This window comes from Ruegeria sp. AL1 (assembly GCF_056540905.1).
Window position 1 is genome coordinate 13,589 of the sequence record NZ_JBQFXP010000008.1, and the last position, 19,445, is coordinate 33,033.

At 58.5% G+C, this 19,445-nt stretch carries 15 protein-coding genes and 1 pseudogene; 11 read left to right on the plus strand and 5 right to left on the minus strand.

Annotation, left to right across the window (positions count from 1 at the left end; translation table 11 throughout):
• Positions 1-24: 24 nt before the first annotated feature.
• Positions 25-1,397 (plus strand): annotated as a pseudogene (locus ACRZ9X_RS13535) (transposase).
• Between the two features lie 140 nt (positions 1,398-1,537).
• Here the strand turns inward: ACRZ9X_RS13535 and ACRZ9X_RS13540 are convergent.
• Together ACRZ9X_RS13540 and ACRZ9X_RS13545 are read right to left on the minus strand one after the other, a co-directional pair.
• The gene (locus ACRZ9X_RS13540; RefSeq protein ID WP_480519692.1) at positions 1,538-2,092 is read right to left on the minus strand and encodes an ActR/PrrA/RegA family redox response regulator transcription factor; all 555 of its coding nucleotides are present in this window, start codon (positions 2,090-2,092) and stop codon (positions 1,538-1,540) included.
• Between the two features lie 85 nt (positions 2,093-2,177).
• Complete coding sequence (locus ACRZ9X_RS13545) at positions 2,178-2,798, minus strand: SCO family protein (protein ID WP_480519694.1); 621 nt, start codon at positions 2,796-2,798, stop codon at positions 2,178-2,180.
• A 90-nt stretch (positions 2,799-2,888) separates the two neighbouring features.
• On the opposite strand from ACRZ9X_RS13545, the gene regB reads away from it, so the two are divergent.
• The 8 genes from regB to trxA all read left to right on the plus strand — a co-directional run bounded on the left by regB (position 2,889) and on the right by trxA (position 14,709).
• Entirely contained in the window at positions 2,889-4,280 is a 1,392-nt protein-coding gene (regB, locus tag ACRZ9X_RS13550; protein WP_480519696.1) for a sensor histidine kinase RegB, read from the plus strand.
• Positions 4,281-4,347: 67 nt separating this feature from the next.
• A complete protein-coding gene (locus ACRZ9X_RS13555; RefSeq protein ID WP_480519698.1) occupies positions 4,348-5,856 on the plus strand; it encodes a PAS-domain containing protein in 1,509 nt (502 codons plus the stop codon).
• A 41-nt stretch (positions 5,857-5,897) separates the two neighbouring features.
• Positions 5,898-6,368, plus strand: a complete 471-nt coding sequence (tsaE, locus tag ACRZ9X_RS13560) for a tRNA (adenosine(37)-N6)-threonylcarbamoyltransferase complex ATPase subunit type 1 TsaE (RefSeq protein ID WP_480519700.1) — start codon at positions 5,898-5,900, stop codon at positions 6,366-6,368.
• Positions 6,365-7,369 (plus strand): aminoglycoside phosphotransferase family protein, encoded by a 1,005-nt coding sequence (locus tag ACRZ9X_RS13565; RefSeq protein ID WP_480519702.1) that lies wholly within the window; start codon positions 6,365-6,367, stop codon positions 7,367-7,369. Before tsaE ends, ACRZ9X_RS13565 begins: the two co-directional genes overlap by 4 nt.
• Positions 7,366-8,052, plus strand: a complete 687-nt coding sequence (locus ACRZ9X_RS13570) for a nucleotidyltransferase family protein (RefSeq protein ID WP_480519704.1) — start codon at positions 7,366-7,368, stop codon at positions 8,050-8,052. The genes ACRZ9X_RS13565 and ACRZ9X_RS13570 overlap by 4 nt, the downstream gene beginning before the upstream one ends.
• Complete coding sequence (gene addB / locus ACRZ9X_RS13575; protein WP_480519706.1) at positions 8,045-10,972, plus strand: double-strand break repair protein AddB; 2,928 nt, start codon at positions 8,045-8,047, stop codon at positions 10,970-10,972. The genes ACRZ9X_RS13570 and addB overlap by 8 nt, the downstream gene beginning before the upstream one ends.
• Entirely contained in the window at positions 10,969-14,328 is a 3,360-nt protein-coding gene (addA, locus tag ACRZ9X_RS13580) for a double-strand break repair helicase AddA (protein WP_480519708.1), read from the plus strand. The genes addB and addA overlap by 4 nt, the downstream gene beginning before the upstream one ends.
• Before the next feature lie 60 nt (positions 14,329-14,388).
• The gene (gene trxA / locus ACRZ9X_RS13585; RefSeq protein ID WP_039542610.1) at positions 14,389-14,709 is read left to right on the plus strand and encodes a thioredoxin; all 321 of its coding nucleotides are present in this window, start codon (positions 14,389-14,391) and stop codon (positions 14,707-14,709) included.
• A 59-nt stretch (positions 14,710-14,768) separates the two neighbouring features.
• Here trxA and ACRZ9X_RS13590 read toward each other — a convergent pair whose 3' ends face one another.
• On the minus strand, positions 14,769-15,536 hold the full coding sequence (locus ACRZ9X_RS13590; RefSeq protein WP_480519710.1) for an FkbM family methyltransferase: 768 nt from the start codon (positions 15,534-15,536) through the stop codon (positions 14,769-14,771).
• Positions 15,537-15,711: 175 nt separating this feature from the next.
• Positions 15,712-15,906: a DUF1127 domain-containing protein gene (locus tag ACRZ9X_RS13595; protein WP_480519712.1), complete on the minus strand. Its 195-nt coding sequence runs from the start codon at positions 15,904-15,906 to the stop codon at positions 15,712-15,714.
• A 196-nt stretch (positions 15,907-16,102) separates the two neighbouring features.
• On the opposite strand from ACRZ9X_RS13595, the gene hslV reads away from it, so the two are divergent.
• Positions 16,103-16,663 (plus strand): ATP-dependent protease subunit HslV, encoded by a 561-nt coding sequence (gene hslV, locus ACRZ9X_RS13600; protein ID WP_480519714.1) that lies wholly within the window; start codon positions 16,103-16,105, stop codon positions 16,661-16,663.
• Here hslV and ACRZ9X_RS13605 read toward each other — a convergent pair.
• Complete coding sequence (locus ACRZ9X_RS13605; protein WP_480519716.1) at positions 16,652-17,893, minus strand: MFS transporter; 1,242 nt, start codon at positions 17,891-17,893, stop codon at positions 16,652-16,654. The genes hslV and ACRZ9X_RS13605 overlap by 12 nt on opposite strands.
• Positions 17,894-18,065: 172 nt before the next feature.
• Here ACRZ9X_RS13605 and hslU point away from each other — a divergent pair, with 172 nt between their 5' ends.
• Complete coding sequence (hslU, locus tag ACRZ9X_RS13610; RefSeq protein ID WP_480519718.1) at positions 18,066-19,373, plus strand: ATP-dependent protease ATPase subunit HslU; 1,308 nt, start codon at positions 18,066-18,068, stop codon at positions 19,371-19,373.
• Positions 19,374-19,445: the final 72 nt, after the last annotated feature.

Below are 19,445 nucleotides of genomic sequence, written 5' to 3' on the forward strand. Positions count from 1 at the left end.
CGTTTTATGAGCGGAGGTGCGGCGATGATGGGACCAAGGCAGGTGGCGCAAGGTGCGTTGTTTTATGAGTTCTCGATTGACGAGTTTGTTCCTGCCGATCACCCGTTGCGCGGCATTGATCGGTTCCTGGACCTGTCCGACGTTCGACCACTTCTGGCACCGTCGTATAGCTCGCATGGCCGCCCTTCGATTGATCCAGAGTTGATGATCCGGATGCTATTGTTGGGCACTGCCAAGGCATTCGATCAGAACGCCGCCTTTGCGAAGAGGTGCATGTCAATCTGGCGTACAGGTGGTTTTGCAGGCTCGACCTGACCGATCCGGTGCCAGACCATTCGACCTTCTCGAAGAACCGACACGGGCGTTTCCGGGAAAGCGGCCTGTTCCGCCACCTCTTCGAAACGGTGCTACAGCGATGCATCGATGAGGGCCTGGTCGGTGGCGAGAGCTTTGGCGTCGATGCCAGCTTGATCCCCGCCAATGCGAACCAGACGCGCGGCATTGACAGCAAGGAGGGTCTGCCACGGGAATTGGCCACGCGCGTGGTTCACGAATATCTCGAAACACTGGATGATGCCGCATTCGGCGCGTCCACCAAAGTCGTTCCCAAATACATCTCGCCGGTGGACCCTGCGGCGCGCTGGACAGGCGCCGATGGAGGTGCCGCATTCTTCGCTTACTCCACCAACTACGTGGTTGATTTGGACAATGCGGTGATCGTTGACGTCGAGCCGTCGGTTCCGATCCGGACCGCTGAGGCCTCTGCGGCACGCCGTATGCTCGACCGGGTTACCGAACGCTTTGACATGACACCAGACAAGCTGGTTGGTGATACGGGCTACGGATCAGCAGAGATGTTGGGCTGGTTGGTCGAAGAGCGTGGCATCGCGCCACACATTCCAGTCTGGGACAAATCCAAACGGACGGACGGCACATTCTCACGCGAAGACTTCATCTACGACCCCGCAACCGACAGCTACACATGCCCCGGCAACAAGGAACTGCGAACATACCGCCGGAACTTCTCCAAGCCGCGAAAGCCCAACGGTGGCAAAGACGGGTTCATCCGATACCGCGCCTCGAAGCATGATTGTGACGCATGCCCACTGAAAGTAAATTGCTGTCCGAGACAGCCAGCCCGAAACGTGCTTCGTTCTGTTCATGAAGCAGCACGCGACGTCGCCCGCGATATCCGCAAAACCGATGCCTACATGACCTCATTCATTCAGAGGCGCAAAGTCGAGATGCTGTTTGCGCATCTGAAGCGATACATCGGCGTGCCGATGATGCGACTTCGAGGACCCAAAGGCGCGTACGAACAGTTCCAACTCGCAGCCACAGCACAAAACCTCAGGAAACTGGCAAAAATGGTTCCGCAACAACAACCAATAGGCTGAGAGGAACGGCAAAGCTGCTTCGAGCGCAACCCATCGGCAGATCCTGCATCGACTTTTTCAACACTATCTCCGCTAAGCAGACCTTGATCGCGTCTTCCTAACAGGAGCTAGAAAATTAGGCACCGTCCATAGGCGGTTCTCTACCGCGGACTGCGCTTTGCCAAGATCCGCTGCAAAGTCCGTCGGTGCATGTTTAGCCGCCGCGCCGTCTCGGAAACATTCCGGTCGCACAGCTCATAAACCCGCTGGATATGTTCCCAGCGCACCCGGTCCGCGCTCATGGGGTTTTCGGGTGGCGGGGGCAGTTCGTCACCCTTGGCCAGCAGCGCGTTGGTGATGTCGGTGGCGTCGGCGGGTTTGGACAGATAGTCGGTCGCTCCGATCTTGACGGCGGCCACAGCCGTGGCGATGGCGCCGTAACCAGTCAATACCACAACCCGGCTGTCAGGCCGCTTTTCGCGCAGCACTTCGACCACGTCGAGGCCGTTTCCGTCCTCGAGCCTCAGATCCACAACCGCGTAAGCTGGTGGGCGGGCCGTACAGATGGCGCGGCCTGCAGCGACTGAACCTGCTGTTTCCACCGCGAAGCCACGCTTTTCCATAGCTTTGGCCAGACGCCTCAGAAACGGCTCGTCATCGTCAACCAAAAGCAGGGTTTGATCCGGGCCGATATCCAGCTGAGAAGTGTCCGCCATATTCTATTCTTTCCGCTATTTCACGACTTTGGCTTAGACATGAGTAATAGCAGCGCCATGACAAAGGTCAAACAACAGGTTTCAGCTACATGTTTTCGATGAAGCAGCCAACCTTGTCCGCCATCTGCTGGGCCGTGTCATCGCGTTTGAAAAACTCCAGAAATCCATGCTCGGGCGTGACGAGATAGGTAAAGGTGGAATGATCGACCAGGTAATACTCGTCACTTTTGTCATGCGCCTTGTAATAGGTCTTGTAAGCCTGGCTTGCGGCTTTGACCTGCTCGGGTGATCCGGTCAGCGCGATGGTTTTGCCCCCCAGATTGAAGGCATAATCTGCCATGATCTCGGGCGTGTCGCGGTCCGGGTCGATCGAGATAAACAGCGGCGTCGTCGAGTGCCCGCGCTCGGCCAGGATGTCCACGGCTTCGGCGTTGCGGGACATGTCGAAAGGGCAGACGTCAGGGCAGAACGTGTATCCGAAATAAACCAGTGTCGGTTCGGTGATCACATCTGCGTCAGTGACGGTCTCACCCTGACCATTCAACAGCTCGAACGGGCCGCCGATGGCCGCCGTACCGCCTGCGATCTGGCTGGAACGGCATTGCGCAAACTGGTCGTCGGACCCGGTTCCGCGGGTCAAAAGCCACATGGCCCCAAGGCCAATGGCCAGAACAAGGGTTGCGAGAATGGCGTAAAGGCGGGTCATGGCGATGATCCTGTGACAGCGGCGTGTTGATCGTATCGGCGCGGACACCTATCAAGTTGCACAGCCGATGCAACAGGACATAATCGACCTATGAAGGATTCCAATATCAGCCTCTGGCGTGGGCAGGAACGCAGCAGCTGGATCCGCCTGCGCACCCTGATCCTGTTGCGCTGGGTCGCGATCATCGGCCAGATCACCGCCATAACCGTGGCACAACAGACCTATCACGTTCAACTTGATCTCGGGCTGTGCTATCTGGCCATCGGCATCTCGGTCCTGGGCAACCTGACGGCGATCTTCGTGTTTCCGCAGAACAAGCGTCTGACCGAGTTCGAGAACTTCCTGATGGTTTTGTTCGATCTGCTGCAATTGGCGATATTGCTGTATCTGACCGGCGGGCTGAACAACCCGTTCGCTTTGCTTCTGGTCGGCCCTGTCACGATCTCGGCCTCTGTCATGAGCACCCGGTCGACCCTGATCATCGGCACGGTCGCCGTAGTTCTGACCACACTTCTGGTTCAATTTCATGTCCCGTTGCGCACCGAGCTGGGCCTTGTGCTGGATATCCCGGATATTCTGCTGTTCGGAAACTGGGCCGCGATCGTCATCGCGATTGTCTTTATCGGCGCATATTCTCACCGCATCAGCTCGGAAGTGCGATCCATGTCCGAAGCGCTTTCGGCCACTCATATGGCTCTGGCCCGCGAACAGAAGCTGACCGATCTGGGCGGCGTTGTCGCAGCAGCCGCGCATGAACTGGGCACGCCGCTGGCCACAATCAAACTGGCCAGCTCGGAACTGATCGAAGAACTGGACGAGCGTCCAGAGTTGCAAGAGGACGCCGCCCTGATCCGAGAACAGGCGGACCGCTGTCGGGACATTCTGCGCGACATGGGGCGGGCGGGCAAAGACGACCTGCATCTGCGACAGGCTCCGCTGTCCACAGTTGTGCATGAGGCAGCGGAACCGCATATCAACCGCGGTAAGACCGTTCACTTTACCGAAGGGCCTGCCGATGACGGGGATGTTCAGCAACCTTCGATCCTACGCAAACCCGAGATTATTCACGGCCTGCGCAACCTGATCCAGAACGCCGTCGATTTTGCGCGCACGGATGTCTGGGTCGAGGCCAAATGGACACCCGAAAAAATTACCATCTGCATCATGGATGACGGCCGTGGTTACCCTGTACATATGATCGGTCGGATCGGGGATCCATTCATGCGGCGCAGGCGCGCCGAGCGCAGCGCCCGCCCGGAATACGAAGGCATGGGTCTGGGTCTCTTCATTGCGAAAACTCTGCTGGAACGCAGCGGCGCCGAGTTGCAGTTTGCCAACGGCTCTGACCCCTATCAGACCCTGACGAACTTGTCCGACCGGACCGGGGCCATTGTCAAAGTGGCCTGGCCCCGGAAAATCATTGATGCGCAGACAGGCGACACTCCGGTTCCCTCGGGTGTAAATCAACCTTTTGAGATCTGAGTTAAGACCCCGTTAACACTTGGTCGCGATAAACAGCCCCTGATGGTTAACGGAGAGTTTTTGACCCATGACCGACTGGCTCATACTTGCGGTCGTCAGCCTGGTTTCGGCCTGTTTCGCAATTGTGTGGCTTATGCCACGGCATATGCTGCGGAATGACAGTTTTGGCCTGTCTGCGCGGGATTGCCTGTTCGATGTGGTGTTTCTGTTCGATGGGGACAGGCTGATCAGCCATTCAGATATTGCGCTGGCCGGGTATGAGGCTGTTCGGGACTGGAAAGACCTCCACAGATTGCTGAACCGCGACTTCCCATCTTTTCCGGACTCGCCGGATATCGTCCGCAATGAAGGCAGTCTTGTGGTCTCGGCCATCGACTGCACCGTCGAGCGCGAGGTTCTTTGCGAATGGATCGACGGCATCGTGCGGGTCCAGATGCGAGAGCTGACCCTGGCCCCCACCCCTGCCCGACGCGATCCCAACGATCCTGTCAGACTGGCGATGGACAAGGCCCCGTATCCGGTTTGGTTGATTGATCATGAGGCGCGGGTTGGCTGGTGCAACGCCGCGTATGTCGCGCTGGTTCGCAAAATCCGCGGTACGGATGCTGACCTGACCGAGCCGTTGATCCCGACCATTCAGGATGACACACAACTGGATCGCAAGATCCGCGTGTCAATTTCTGCAGATGGTGCGGACGCCAAGCTTTGGTTCGATCTGACCTGTATGCGGCGCGAGCAGGGTTTGCTGTGTTATGCGGTCGACGTCAACGCGATTGTCGAGGCCGAAACCACGCAGCGCAAATTCGTGCAGACCATGACAAAAACCTTCGCGCAATTGTCCATCGGTCTGGCGATCTTCGACCGCAACCGGCAACTTGCTCTGTTCAATCCCGCGCTGATTGATCTGACCGGATTGCCTCCGGATTTCCTCAGCTGTCGCCCCAGCCTGTCCAGCTTTTTTGACCGGATGCGGGATCAGCACATGATGCCCGAGCCCAAAAATTACCGCAGTTGGCGGCGCCAGATGGACGATCTTCTAGAGGCGGCACAGGATGGAAGTTATCAGGAGACCTGGTCGCTCCCGTCCGGGTCGGTTTATTCGGTCAGCGGGCGACCCCATCCGGATGGAGCTGTTGCCTTCCTGTTCGAGGACATTACGGCCGAAATCACGTTGACCCGGCGGTTCCGGTCGGAAATGGACCTGATGCAATCCATTCTGGACAAGCTGGCCGACGCCATTGCCGTCTTTTCCGACGACGGGTCGCTGGCCCTGACAAATTATGCCTATCAAACCCTTTGGGGCGACAGCGACGAGACCGGCTTTGACCCCGTCACCATCCTTGATGTCACCCGTGCGTGGCAAGACCACTGCATGGCGTCTCCGGTTCTTGGAGAAATCCGGGATTTCGTAAAGTCACGCGAGAACCGCGCGGAATGGAGCGCTGAGATTCGGATGCGAGACGGTCGCGACATGACCTGCACCGTCAGTCCAATGCAGAACGGCGCTACCATCGTTCGTTTTACACATGTCAACACGATGGAACCAATGGCGGGAATACGGAAAATCAGCGCCTGAACCGGGTTGCAGCCGCTTCGGGGCGGGTCCATTGTGGCGCCATGACTGCGCCTGTCTCGATCCTGTTGAATTCGCCCGAGGAAACCTCGGATCTTGCGGCGCGTTTGGCCCGGTGTCTGCGGCCCGCTGACGTCATCCTTCTGGGCGGAGAAATTGGCAGCGGAAAAACCCATTTTGCCCGCGCCCTGATCCAGTCGTCGATGGACCGGATCGAAGATGTCCCGTCGCCTACATTCACCCTTGTGCAAGTCTATGACACACAGATCGGAGAGATCTGGCACGCCGATCTCTATCGTCTGTCCTCGGAATTCGAGATCGATGAATTGGGGTTGGCAGAGGCATTTGACTCTGCGATTTGCCTGATCGAATGGCCCGAAAAACTGGGCGCTCTGACGCCCGCATCCGCCCTGAGCCTCCGGTTTCGGACCGATCCCGAGGTTTTGGGCAGACGGCATCTGGAAATCTCGTGGTCCGATCCGGTTTGGATGCGAAAGCTGGAGGCGATAAAATGACAAACCGGGCTGTTCTCGCCGAAGCCCTGATTGCCCGAACCACCTGGGCCGGGGCAAGCCGCGCTCCGCTTGCCGGGGACGCATCGAACCGGAAATACGAACGCGTGACCGACACGGCCAGCGGCAGAACCGCCGTGTTGATGGATGCACCACCCGAAAAAGGCGAAGATGTCGAAGCCTTTGTGCGCGTGGCCCAGTATCTGCGCTCGCTCGGCCTCAGCGCGCCCGAGATATATGCCGAAGACGCTCAGTATGGCTTTCTTTTGCTTGAGGATCTGGGCGATGCTCTGTTCGCCCGCGTGTTGCAGGCCGAGCCGCAGCTTGAACGGACCCTCTATGACGCGGCGACAGATGTACTCGTACATCTCCACCAAGGGTCCACATTGGCACTGGACAGCTATGATCCGGCGATGATGACCGATTTGGCTGCCCTGTCCTTTACCAAATACGCCAAGGGAATTCAGGGAAGTTTCGATGCTCCGGCCCGAACGCAGTTTGAATCGCGGTTTGCGGATATCCTTCATACAGAAACCGGCGGACAGCGCGTTGTGGTACAACGGGACTATCACGCCGAAAACCTGATCTGGCTGCCCGAGCGTGGCGGGCTGGCGCGTGTCGGGTTGCTGGATTTCCAGAGCGCAATGCTTGGGCATCCCGCGTATGATCTGATGTCTCTGTTGCAGGATGTTCGGCGCAGGGTGCCCGCCGGGATCGAGATGCGCATGATCGATCGCTACATCTCGGCCACCGGCACGGATGCGCATAGGTTTCATACCGCTTACGCGGTACTGGGCGCTCAGCGCAATCTGCGCATTCTGGGCGGGTTTGCCCGACTGGCGACAGAATACGGAAAGCCCAACTATATCGATCTGATACCGTCGGCCTGGGCCCATTTGATGCGCAACCTGGAACATCCGGCGTTGGCACAGGTGGCCGGGCTCTTGCGCGACGCGCTGCCCCGACCAACACCTGAAAATCTGGAAAGGCTGAGGGCCCGATGACCACCACGCCGCAGGCCGTCATGTTATTCGCTGCGGGTTTTGGAACCCGCATGGGCGCGCTGACCAAGAACCGCCCCAAGCCCTTGATCGATGTGGCCGGTCGCCCGCTGATCGATCACGCGCTGGATCTTGTAGATGAAATCGCGCCCCGGAAGGTCGTCGCAAACACCCATTACCGGGCCGACCAGATAGAGGCGCATCTAAAGCCCAGAAACGTAACCATCTCACACGAGACCCCGACCATACTGGAAACCGGCGGTGGATTGCGGGCCGCGCTGCCCCTCCTGGGCGCAGGGCCTGTTTTCACGATGAACTCCGATGCCATTTGGACAGGACCCAACCCGCTGAAATTACTTCGTGATGCATGGAATCCGGATTGTATGGACGCTTTGCTGATGTGTGTCCCGACCGGGCAGGCCATCGGCCATTCCGGTCAGGGCGATTTCCGTTCGGACCCAGATGGCAGGATTACGCGTGGTCCGGGCTTGATCTATGGCGGAGCGCAGATACTGAAAACCGAAGGGCTGGCTGATATCGCTGACACAGCTTTCTCATTGAACGTGTTATGGGATCGAATGCAGACGCAGGGTCGGCTGTTCGCGGTATCCTATCCGGGCCGTTGGTGCGATGTCGGTCGACCAGAAGGAATCGCAATGGCCGAAGGGCTGCTGGCCAATGTTTGACACAAGCGCCCTGCCCCGGGTGTTTGCGGTGCCACCTGGTGCCGATTTTCCCAAATCGCTGGTTGACGGGCTGCGCAGCCGCAGCGCCGATCACCCGCCCGAAGATTTGGCGCGGGTCGAGCTGGTGCTAAACACACGCCGCATGGCGCGCCGGGTCCGTGAACTGTTTGACCAGAGCCCTGCCTGTCTGTTGCCACGTCTGTCTCTGGTCACGGATTTAGGGGAAACCGTCGATCTGGCGCAGGTTCCCCCGGCAATTCCGCCTTTGCGTCGGCGTCTGGAACTGACCCGCTTGATCAGCAAATTGTTGGACCAGCAACCTGATCTGGCGGCACGGTCTTCGGTGTTTGACCTGTCCGACAGTTTGGCCACCCTGATTGATGAGATGCAGGGCGAAGGTGTTTCAGCTGACGCGATCCGACAGCTGGATGTCAGCGATATGTCCGGTCACTGGGCGCGCGCGCAGGCATTCATCGGGATCGCTGACCGGTTCATTGAGGCCGACGACAATGCGCTGGATGTGCAGGCACGGCAACGGCGCGTGGTTGAAAACCTGATCACCCGCTGGGAAACCGCGCCGCCGCAACACCCGGTCATTCTTGCAGGCTCGACCGGTTCGCGCGGAACAACGCTGATGCTGATGGAGGCGGTGGCCCGGTTGCCACAAGGGGCGCTGATCCTGCCGGGGTTTGATTTTGACCAGCCTGACCAAGTTTGGGCGAGTCTGACGGACGGTTTGAGTTCGGAGGATCATCCGCAATTCCGGTTCTATAAGCTGATGGCCCGGCTGGGGCTGAACCCTGATCAGATCAAACGCTGGACCCCGGTTGAACCGCCCTCGCCCGCACGCAACGCATTGATCTCACTTGCTTTGCGCCCCGCTCCGATTACGGATGCCTGGATGTCCGAAGGCCCTCGATTGACGGGTCTTGATCAGGCAGCCGCGGATCTGACGCTGGTCGAGGCGCAATCCCCCCGAACCGAGGCATTGTCCATTGCCCTGCGCCTGCGTCAGGCCGCCGAAGCAGGCCAAACCGCCGCCCTGATTACGCCTGACCGCATGCTGACCCGTCAGGTCAGCGCGGCGTTGGATCAGTGGAACATCCTGCCCGATGACAGCGCAGGCCTGCCGCTGCAGCTTTCGCCTCCTGGTCGGTTTCTGCGGCATGTGGCAAACCTGTTTGCGCGGCGGCTGGATGGCGAGACATTGCTGACCCTGCTCAAGCATCCGCTGTGTCACGATGGCGGCGCGCGCGGCGAACATCTGCTGAATACCCGCGAGCTTGAGCTGGACTTGCGCCGTCACGGGATTCCCTTCCCCGATCCGGAGAACATTGCCGCTTTGGCTCTGCGCGCGAAATTGCCTGATCCCTGGGTGCAATGGGTAACCGCTCAATTCTGCAACCAACAGATTTCAGGTGAACGCCAGCTATCAGACTGGGTGGCAGACTTGCGTACTTTGGCGCAGGCCATTTCTGCGGGCAGTGCAGGTGAAACAGGCACCCTTTGGGATAAAAACGCCGGGCAAAAAGCGCAGTCTGTGATAACCGCGCTCGAGACAGAAGCGCAACATGGCGGCACGATGACGGCGCATGACTTTGCCGATTTGCTGGGCGCCTTGTTGGCAAACGAAGAGGTACGCGACCGCGACGCACCACATCCTCATATCATGATCTGGGGCACGCTTGAGGCACGGGTGCAGGGCGCTGATCTTCTGATCCTTGGCGGTTTGAACGAAGGCAGTTGGCCCGAAGCTGCCGCACCCGATCCCTGGTTGAATCGTCAGATGCGTGACAAGGTGGGGCTGTTGCTGCCCGAGCGACGGATCGGTCTGTCGGCGCATGATTTCCAGCAGGCCGTCGGCGCGCCCGAAGTTTGGCTGACCCGCGCAATCCGGTCCGATGATGCGGAAACGGTTCCGTCCCGCTGGTTGAACCGACTGACCAATTTGCTGAGCGGCCTGCCCGAACAAGGCGGGCCCGAAGAGCTGGCGGACATGCGCGCGCGAGGACAAAAATGGCTGCACTGGGCCGGGCAGTTAGAACACGCGCCCAGAGCCGCAGCCGCCCCACGCCCCTCACCGCGGCCTCCTGTGGCAGCCAGACCGCGTCGCTTGACGGTCACCGAGATCAAGCGGTTGATCCGAGATCCCTATGCGATTTATGCCAAACATGTGCTGCGGCTAAAGCCTCTGGACCCGCTGGTGCAAACCCCGGACGCCTTGTTGCGCGGTATTGTTGTTCACGAGATTCTGGAGCACTTCATCCGGGACAGCGTATTGGATACCGCGCTTTTGACCCGAGAGAACTTCCTGAAACGCGCGGAATCTCTGCTACAACAACATGTCGCCTGGCCCACGGCACGCAAACTGTGGTTGGCGCGCCTGGACCGGATCGCCGATGACTTGTTGACGGCCGAAATCGGACGGCGCAAGGACGGTGGACCCGTCGCCTTTGAAGCTGCGATGAGCCTGAAGCTGCACCCGCTGGACTTTACCATCGCGGGTCGTGCAGACCGGATTGATCGAAACAGCCGCGGGGCTTTGCGGCTGGTCGATTACAAAACCGGTGCCCCGCCGACCGAAAGCCAGCAGGCAAGATTCGACAAACAACTGCTGATCGAAGCGGCCATTGCCGAACAGGGTGGACTTGAGGGCTTTGACCCGCTGACTGTGGCCGAGGCGGTTTTTATCGGCGTCGGCGCCAACTACAAGGAAGTGCCGGCCCCATTGTCGAAGGAACCTGTAGACAAGATTTTGTCAGAACTAAAAGAACTGGTTTCCGCCTATTTAGAGCCCGATCAAGGCTTTTCATCCCGTCGGATGCTGCATAAGGACACCGATATCGGGGATTACGACCATCTGGCGCGTTTTGGTGAGTGGGACCGAACGGATGAAACGCAACCGGAGGATCTGACGTGAGCGCTCGCAACGACGCGACCGAGCGGCAGGTTCAGGCGGCGCGGCCTGATGCTTCGACCTGGCTGGCCGCCAATGCGGGATCGGGCAAGACACGGGTCCTGACCGACCGTGTCGCGCGATTGCTGCTGGACGGGGTGCAGCCGCAACACATTCTGTGCCTGACCTATACCAAAGCCGCCGCCAGCGAGATGCAGAACCGGCTGTTCAAACGGCTGGGTGAATGGGCGATGCTGGACGATGATCGGCTTCTGGCTCAGCTGTCCGATCTGGGCGTGCCCGGCCTGATCGATCCCGAACGGTTGGCGCAGGCCCGAACCTTGTTTGCACGGGCTATCGAAACACCCGGCGGATTGAAAATTCAGACGATCCACTCATTCTGCGCATCGCTTTTGCGCCGATTTCCGCTGGAAGCGGGCGTCAGTCCGCAGTTTTCCGAGATGGAGGATCGGGCCGCCGCATTGCTGCGCCAAGAGATTCTCGAGGATTTTGCCGATAGCCTACATGCCACTTTGATCGACGAAGTGGCTCGGTTTGTCACTGATACCGGCTTTGACACCCTGACTGCGGCCGTGACACACAGACGCAGCCAGTTTGCGCATCCGTTGGGATGGGATGCCATACTGGCGCGCTTCGGTTTACCCGATGGGTTCAACGAAGACACCTTGCTGTCGCGCGTCTTTTTGGGCGGAGAGGTCGATCTGATCCGCTCAATCCTGCCCGTGCTGACGGAAAGCGGCGGCAACAACGCCAAGGCGGCCGCCAAACTGGCAACGTTCACCGATCCTCGTATCAACAGCCTGCCAGTTCTGGAAGCTGTGTTTCTGACCGGAAAAGCGGCGAAGGAACCATTCACCGCCAAGATCAACAGTTTCCCGACCAAAACACTGCGCGAAGGTGCGCTGGCCGGGAAGATGCCGCAGCTCGAAGCACTGATGCTGCGCGTTGAAGCAGCGCGCGAGCAGCGGCTGGCGCTTGTGGCGGCGCGCAAAACACATGTCCTGCATCGATTTGCATCCGCTTTCCTGCCGGAATACGAGCGACGTAAACAGCAACGCGGCTGGCTGGATTTCGACGACCTGATCCTGCGCGCGCGGCAGGTGTTGAACGATCCGGCGGTAGCTGAATGGGTTTTGTACCGGCTGGATGGCGGAATCGATCACATTCTGGTGGACGAAGCGCAAGACACCAGCCCGGATCAGTGGGATGTCGTCGAGAAACTGGCACAGGAATTCACCAGCGGCGAGGGCGCACGCTCGGGCGTAGAGCGCACCATTTTTGTGGTGGGCGACAAAAAACAATCGATCTATTCGTTTCAGGGCGCCGATCCACAAGCCTTTGATCGCATGCAGCAGGAATTCGGGCGAAAACTGACTGAATCAGGCTCTAAATTGTGGGATTCGACGCTGGAATATTCGTTCCGATCCTCCAGCGCGATCCTTTCACTTGTCGATATCCTCTTTGAAAATCATGCAGAGGCCGGGTTCCACAAGGACAGTCAGCACCGCGCCTTCAAGGCAGACCTGCCCGGGCGTGTGGACCTGTGGCCTGTGGTCGAAAAGGTCGAGGACGATGATGAGATCGACTGGACCGACCCAGTGGACCGACCCGGTGCGCGTCATCATACAGTGATATTGGCCGAACAGGTTGCGGCATCCATCAAGGCGATGATCGACCGCGGCGAAACTATCCCAGAAGACGGTGACGCACCCGATGTGTTCGTGCGCCGCAAAGTGCAGCCGGGCGACTTTTTGATCCTCGTACAGCGTCGCTCGGATCTGTTTGCCGAGATCATCCGCGCGTGCAAGGCCAGGCATTTGCCCATCGCCGGGGCTGACAGGCTGAAAGTGGGCGCGGAACTTGCGGTCAAGGATTTGGCGGCTCTGCTGAGCTTTCTCGCGACACCCGAAGACAGCCTTTCTTTGGCGACAGTCCTGAAATCTCCGTTGTTAGGGTGGTCGGAACAGCAATTGTTCGATCTGGCCCATCGGCGGCAGGACAAATTTCTGTGGGCAGCCCTGCGCCAAAGGGCCGAGGAGTATCCCGAAACACTTGGCATTCTGAACGATCTTCGGGCCCAAATCGATTTTCTGCGCCCTTATGATCTGATCGAGCGTATCCTGACCCGCCACAATGGTCGCCGCAACCTGTTGGGCCGGTTGGGGGCCGAAGCCGAAGACGGGATTAACGCGCTGCTGTCGCAGGCGCTGGCTTATGAACGGACCGATATTCCCAGCCTGACCGGGTTCCTTACCTGGATGCAAACCGACGATCTTGAGATCAAACGACAGATGAGCGGCGTCGGAAACATGATCCGCGTGATGACCGTGCATGGCTCAAAAGGGCTGGAGGCCCCGATCGTCATTCTGCCCGATACCGGCAAACGACGGGCGCCGCGTGATGCCGAGATCATGGTGGCCGAGGGCACAGCCTTGTGGAAAGTCCCCGCTGATGCGTCGCCACGCCTGATTGCCGAGGCGCGGGTCGAGGCGCGCGAGAGGGAAGAAAATGAACGGCTTCGGTTGCTATATGTGGCTCTAACACGAGCAGAAAAATGGTTAATTGTTGCAGCCGCGGGTGATGTCGGGAAGGATGGATCAAGTTGGTATCAGATGGTTCAAACCGCAATGACACGTGCCGGGGCCACACAGATACCAGGCTCGGATACGCTGCGGCTGTCCCATGGCGACTGGGACGGGCTGCAGAAGATCACGCCCGAGGAAGACAAAGATACACCCGAAGATCTGCCAAAGGTATTTGCCTCACCCATACCGCCACCGGCACCCATACCCGATACGCTGAGTCCGTCCGAACTGGGCGGCGCCAAGGCGTTGCCCGGCGACAAAGGTCTGGATGAAGAGGCCGCCAAACTGCGCGGCACGCGCCTGCACCTGCTGCTGGAGCATCTTCCGTCGGTAGCACCGGACAACTGGACGCAGCTTTGCGCGCGGGTTCTGCCTGATATGCAAGACGCGGAGCGGCAAGCGTTGCTGAGCGAAGCAGCACTTGTGCTGACGGCCGAACATTTAAAGCCTGTTTTCGCGCCAGATACCCTTGCCGAAATTCCCATATCGGCCGATCTCATGGGTCGGCGTGTGCATGGCGTTATTGATCGTCTCATCGTGTCGGAAACGGATATTCAGGTCATTGATTTCAAATCGAATATGATGGTCCCCGACAACCCAACCGCTTGCCCAGAAGGCCTGTTGCGGCAGATGGGAGCCTATGCGGAGGCGCTTGCGCAAATATATCCGGGCCGGGACATCAGAACCGCGATCCTTTGGACCCGCACCGCACAGTTGATGTGGCTGCCACACGATATTGTGACGGACGCATTGCGTCGCGCCCAGATATCTTGACGTCCGAATACCCCGCACCTAGGTTCTGTGACCAAGCATTCCCCATTCAGGAGACAGAATATGTCGACCGTAGCCGTAACTGACGACACCTTTGACGCCGAGGTCAAGAACTCTGACATCCCTGTGGTTGTCGATTTCTGGGCCGAATGGTGTGGCCCATGTAAGCAGATCGGCCCCGCTCTGGAAGAGCTGGCGACCGAGTATGGTGGCAAGGTGAAAATTGCCAAGGTTGATGTGGACAGCAACCCGAACGCTGCAGCGGCCATGGGCGTGCGCGGTATCCCCGCGCTGTTCATCTTCAAGGACGGTCAGGTTGTGTCGAACCGTGCCGGCGCCGCCCCAAAGGCAGCACTGCAAAGCTGGATTGACGAATCCATCTGATCTTTGATCAAGTACGTTGAAAGGAGCGCCTCTCGTGGGCGTTCCTTTTTTATTTGACTTCAAGTCGCTGGATACTCGGTCCATTCCACAGGCAGGGTCAGTGCCGGGATATGCGCGCGGTGCGGCACATCCAACCGATGCGGCAAGGCGTCAACTGGCGTGATTTTCTTGACCCGATCCCGCCGCACAAAAGTCGCCTCGATCACACGCGGGAATGCCACGCCTTCGAACTCGACAACGCCTGATGCGTTGTTGGGATGCAAATGAGCACAGATAAAGCTTTCCTTCAGGGCAGACAAAGCAGGATATGCTTGCTGGAAGCGCCGCGCCTTTGTCAGAATCGACGGAATGCCGTGAAGCTCAATTACGATGATCCGAAATCTGTTCAGCTCAGACCGCGATAGTGGAGCAAGCACTTTGTACTCTGCGCCCTCGATATCCATCTGCAAGATCAGATCACCAGCTGCCGGGGCGGATTGCGCCATCCAGTCCTTTAGCGAGATCACCTGATCACCGGTTTCCTCGGCCAGGTGTTTTTGAATGAACTCTGCATGGGGCACGGTCAGAACAGGGGACTCAACCGACCCGTCCGCCATGAAGGATCGAATGCCATGTTTCGCCAGATCGAGCTCGAAACTGGATTGCAGTGACACACCCGGCGAAAAACATGCGGCGATGTCCTCGAGATCATTGGGCAGCAAATAGCCACCATCCCCGAACGCGCCGATACGGATCAGATGATAGCCAAGATCATAAGGTCGAATGACGTCGGCAAGAAACGCGCGACGTTGCTGGGTGGTCATTTCCGTATCGGTAAGCTGAGACATGCAATTTCTGCTGTGAAAACACCGGTTGGCACAGCCTTGTGTGTCATGGGATCAGCCGCGTTTCAAGAACTGCCGTTTCTAGGTCGCTCGATCATCCCGAAATCAACAAGACATGAAAAAGCCGCCTGGATGAACCGGCGGCTTGTCTCATCAGCATGGATTTTAGATCGATGGATCAGATCTTTTCGATTTCGGCCCGTGTCAGGCCGATATCGTCCAGTTGCTCATCGCTCAGGGCCGACAGTTCCTTGCGGGTTTTGCGGTTGTTGTTCCATTCGACAGCGTTTTCGAAAGTGCCGAGAAATGCGTCCACTACATGCAGGATGGTGACTGCTCCGAGCGGCGCATGGGTTTTGGCAATAGCAGCCATTTGCGCGTTCCTTATATCTGAAACAGCCGACCTCGTGTCGGTTGTGGGGCTGATGTAACCTGCGCCTCAGAGACTCACAATTGCCGGATTGGTAACCCCGGATTGCACGCATTGCATATCTTTTAGGCAGTTTGAGAACGGTTGCGCTGGCTGCTGGTCCGGCCCATATAGGACGCCGGATAGTACGGAGGCTTTCATGGCAGACAGCGATTTTCCCGGTTGGCATGGCACAACGATTATTGGCGTCAAGAAAGACGGCCACGTGGTGATTGCGGGCGACGGGCAGGTCAGTCTGGGTCAGACCGTGATCAAGGGCACCGCCCGCAAGGTGCGCCGTTTGTCGCCCGGTGGGTTTGAAGTGGTTGCCGGATTCGCCGGATCGACGGCGGATGCCTTCACGCTGCTGGAACGTTTAGAAGCCAAGCTGGAAGCCACGCCGGGTCAACTGGCCCGCGCCTCGGTCGAGCTGGCCAAGGATTGGCGCACCGACAAGTACCTGCAAAAGCTCGAAGCGATGCTGATCGTGACTGACGGTAAGGACCTGCTGGTCATCACCGGGGCAGGGGACGTGTTGGAACCCGAACACAACGTGGCCGCCATCGGATCGGGCGGGAACTTTGCCCTGGCGGCAGCACGCGCGATGATGGACAGCGACAAAGCCGCCGAGCAGGTGGCGCGCGAGGCGATGGCAATTGCCGCTGATATCTGTGTCTATACCAACGGTAATCTGACGGTTGAGGAGATCTCAGGCCAATAGCGCCTTGATCTCTTTTCCTTTCCAGCGCCGGTGCATACCGATCAGGCCAAAGATCGCCGCAACGATCACGATATAGTAGGGCACGCGGATGTCGATGCTCATCAATCCGCCGCCGATCAGGGACATGATGCCCCCGGCCAGACAGAATACAGCTGTGGTCACGCCCATAACCCAGCCTTGATCGGCCTCGCTGACGCTTGATGAAAACAAACCCAGCATTGTGGGGTAGGCAACCCCGAACAGGAAATAGAAGAAAAAGACCGGGATATAAATCAGGATTCCGCTGGGGATAAAGGCGAATGCCAAGCCGCAGATCACCATCACGATCAGAGAGGTGTAGATGATCTGATGTTTGCTGAACTTTTCCTGCGCGGGCTTAACCAGGAATGTACTCGAGAACGCGAGGGCAAAACCGATCACAACCATGGCCACACTGCCGCCGATCACGCCATATCCGAATTTGCTGGTCAGGAAATTGTCGACGAACACATAGAAGGTGACGTTGGCGATCATGAAAAACGAATAGACCGGCAGGATTTTCAGAACCGTCGGGTGTTCGCGTACTGCGATCAGGCTATCCGTGACATCGCGGGCGCGGAACACAAAAGCGGCACGCTCGGTCCGCGTGTCCTTGAAGAAGGTCAGGACAAGGAAAATGGCGATCAGGACCAGAACAAAGGCCCCGTAAAACGGTGTTTTCAGGGTCGCAACGCTGCCCAGCAAGGCCGCATCGGACAGGACCGCACCGATGATGGGCCCTCCGACAAGGCCAAAGCTGACGCCGGTCACGATATAGCCCATGTTTCGGTCCCGATCCGCGGCATCGGTGCTGCCATCGATCATCGCGGCTTGCGCGATGGGCTGATTGCCTGCGGTAAACCCGGTGATCGACCTGCCCACGATCAGCAGCAGCAGGCTGTTGATATAGAGGGCGGCAATCGTCAGCGCGTACCCAATCAGCGCCCCGCCCAAACAGACCAACAACGCGTTTTTCCGTCCGATCGAGTCCGAGACTTTGGACACGTAGACAACGCCCAGAAACCACGACAGAAAAAAACAACCGATCACCAGACCATAATAAAAGTGCCGTGTGCCCATGGCCGTGCTTTCCGGCAGGAAGCCCGATTTCGTCTCCATAATCAGCGAGTTGATGATGGGAAAGACAAGCCCCTGTCCGATCAGGTCCACAAACACCACAAACAGAAGGGTGATCTTGGCAATTTTCGTCATTTCCGCACTCCGGACCCTCAACACCTTGAAATCACTGTATCAGAGGGCGCGCCGATCACCTAAGGAAAGCATTTGCAAAGCCGAAAGCGCATTGCTAAGCAGCGCCGCCGATGTTGTTTTCGCCCTTGCGGTGACTACCTAAGCCAAACCGCTGATCGAAAGGACTGCCCCCGTGACCGACCTGACCCCGCGCGAGATTGTCTCGGAACTGGATCGTTTTATCATCGGGCAGAAGGATGCCAAACGCGCCGTTGCCGTCGCGCTGCGCAACCGCTGGCGGCGCAAGCAATTGGCGGATGACATTCGCGATGAGGTTTACCCGAAGAACATCCTGATGATCGGACCCACCGGCGTTGGCAAGACCGAGATCAGCCGCCGTCTGGCCAAACTGGCCCGCGCGCCTTTCATCAAGGTCGAGGCCACCAAGTTTACCGAGGTCGGCTATGTCGGCCGCGACGTGGAACAGATTGTGCGCGATCTGGCGGATGCAGCGATCATCCAGACCCGCGAATACATGCGCGAAGATGTGAAGGCCCGCGCCCATCAAGCTGCGGAAGATCGTGTGATCGAAGCCATCGCCGGAACAGACGCCCGCGAGGCCACGCGCGAGATGTTCCGCAAGAAACTGAAAGCCGGGGAACTGGACGACACCGAGATCGAGCTGGAACTTTCGGACACGTCAAACCCGATGCCGATGTTCGACATTCCGGGTCAACCCGGCGGCCAGATGGGGATGATGAATCTGGGCGATATCTTCGGTAAAGCCTTTGGCGGGCGCACCGTCAAGAAACGTATGACCGTCGCCGACAGCTATGACGCGCTGATCGGGGAAGAAGCCGACAAGCTGCTGGATGATGAAACCGTCAACCGCGTGGCTTTGGAGTCGGTCGAGCAGAACGGCATTGTGTTTCTGGACGAGATCGACAAGGTCTGCGCGCGCGCCGAAGCACGCGGTGGCGATGTCAGCCGGGAAGGGGTGCAGCGCGACCTGCTGCCTCTGATCGAAGGCACCACGGTGTCCACCAAGCACGGCCCGGTGAAAACCGACCATATCCTGTTCATTGCCAGCGGAGCGTTCCACATCGCCAAACCCTCGGACCTGTTGCCGGAATTGCAGGGGCGTCTGCCGATCCGTGTCGAGTTGCGGGCGCTGACCGAAGAAGATTTCGTGCGTATCCTGACCGAGACCGACAACGCTCTGACCCGCCAATACACTGCCCTGATGGGCACCGAAGAGGTTACCGTCAGCTTTACCGATGACGGCATTGCCGCGCTGGCCAAGATCGCGGCGGATGTGAACCAGAGCGTCGAAAACATCGGCGCACGGCGGCTTTATACAGTGATGGAGCGGGTGTTCGAGGAACTCTCGTTCACTGCGCCCGATCAGGCCGGGGCCGAGATCACCGTGAACGCACAGTTTGTCGAGGACAATCTGGGCGAGCTGACGAAATCCACCGATCTCAGCCGTTACGTTCTGTAACGCCATTTGACAGGAATTGCACCAAAGTCGCCTTGTGTCGCTGGACGCGAGGCCAGAATTCGTTAGCTTGAC